Annotated in this window: 4 protein-coding genes; 3 read left to right on the forward strand and 1 reads right to left on the reverse strand. The window is 60.7% G+C overall.

Annotation, left to right across the window (positions count from 1 at the left end; all coding sequences use genetic code 11):
* From ACFPLB_RS13175 to ACFPLB_RS13185, 3 genes are all read left to right on the forward strand, one after another.
* Positions 1-106, forward strand: a 106-nt coding sequence (locus ACFPLB_RS13175; protein ID WP_378228962.1) for a DUF736 family protein, incomplete at its 5' end; no start/stop codon positions are given.
* 117 nt (positions 107-223) lie between these two features.
* A complete protein-coding gene (locus ACFPLB_RS13180; protein WP_239801973.1) occupies positions 224-493 on the forward strand; it encodes a type II toxin-antitoxin system prevent-host-death family antitoxin in 270 nt (89 codons plus the stop codon).
* Positions 490-903 (forward strand): hypothetical protein, encoded by a 414-nt coding sequence (locus ACFPLB_RS13185; RefSeq protein ID WP_378230348.1) that lies wholly within the window; start codon positions 490-492, stop codon positions 901-903. The genes ACFPLB_RS13180 and ACFPLB_RS13185 overlap by 4 nt, the downstream gene beginning before the upstream one ends.
* Positions 904-1,002: 99 nt before the next feature.
* On the opposite strand, the gene ACFPLB_RS13190 is transcribed toward ACFPLB_RS13185, so the two are convergent.
* A partial coding sequence (locus ACFPLB_RS13190) for a hypothetical protein (RefSeq protein WP_378230350.1) occupies positions 1,003-1,397 on the reverse strand: 395 nt, incomplete at its 5' end.

The raw sequence follows: 1,397 nt of genomic DNA on the forward strand, positions 1-1,397 counted from the left end.
CAAGCTGGACGACCCGAGCTTCCCGGCTCCCATCTACGCCACCCTGATCGAGGTGGACGGACAGGATGGCCTCCAGCTGATCTGGTCCCGGCCGAACCGAGACTGAGGCTCCCGGCCCAATCGGCCCCGCCATTGGGCGGGGCCACCGGCAGCGGGGAGTAACCGTTGCATCAAATACAGCAATGCTGTATATACCAACTATCACAGCAAGCTGGAGTTGCCGATGTCCGGATCAAACAGCACATTCACGACCAGCGACTTTTCCCGAAAGTCAGGCGACATCATTGCCGAGGCGCTGCGCCGCCCGGTGACGATCACCCAGCGCAATAAGCCGCGCCTGGTGATCCTCAATATCGAAGACTACGAGCGCATGCGCCGCCAGGCCGATACCAGAATGGTGGGCACGCTCGAAACCATGCCGGATGCGCTTCTGGATGAAATGGCCGAAGCCATCGAGGCCTATGCAGACGACAATGAAAGCGGCCGGTCTTGAGTTTTGATGAAATCCAGACCGCAAGCGTTGTCCGCTACCCCTATCTGTGGGTTCGCGAAGCGGGCCACGGCGAAACCGAAGGTCGCAAGAGCAGGCCCGTTGCAGTTGGGATCAGGCTAAACCGCCCAAGTGGCGATCTCCTGCTTCTGTTTCCGATCACCACGAAACAGCCGGAACCGGCACGCTTTGCGGCAGAGATCCCGGCAACCGAAAAGCGACGAGCCGGCCTCGATGCGGATTTTCGTCTCTGGTTGATCCTCGACGAGTACAACACCGACATCATCGGCCAGTCATATTACCTGGAGCCTGAACCGCCGATGGGGCGCTTCAGCAAGGCGTTTTTCCTACCGCTCGTGCGCGAGTTCATCGCACGACGCCAATCGCTGCGCGGTATCAGCCGCAACCGGTGAGATGGATTTCCGCCTTCCCTCTGGCGGTTCCAGGCGTGCATTGCTTGTGGCGAAGCGCTCCTGACCCGATGGCATGAACGACCTGCGTACCAGACCGTCCTAGTAGTCCTCCTTCCAGTCCGCGTGCTCGGGGAGTCGGCCGAGAAAGGCTATTTCGTCGAGATTCATCTGGTTGCGAGCTCGCCACGCACAGCAGTTCGTATCTGCCTGCCTCGCAGGTCGAACAACTTGCTGGCTCCACCACATCCGATCGTCCCAACCGCCGGCAGCCAGCAGATGGCGTATCCGGCGCGGGCCTGTCTGCGGATGTTCGTCGAGCCATACGGCAGTGCTGACATCGGTCAGGTCCCTTGCGGTGAGGACCGCGATACTTCCGGGGCCGGGTGCCGACGAATGAATCATTTGCATTCCTTTCGCCCCCAGAGCCGGCCCTTTCTGCGGCTCGATTTGGCATGTCTGACCTGAAACCGGCTTCGCCTCGATCGTTCTCCCGC

It is taken from the genome of Aquamicrobium segne (genome assembly GCF_042656785.1).
GTDB classification, from domain to species: domain Bacteria; phylum Pseudomonadota; class Alphaproteobacteria; order Rhizobiales; family Rhizobiaceae; genus Mesorhizobium; species Mesorhizobium segne.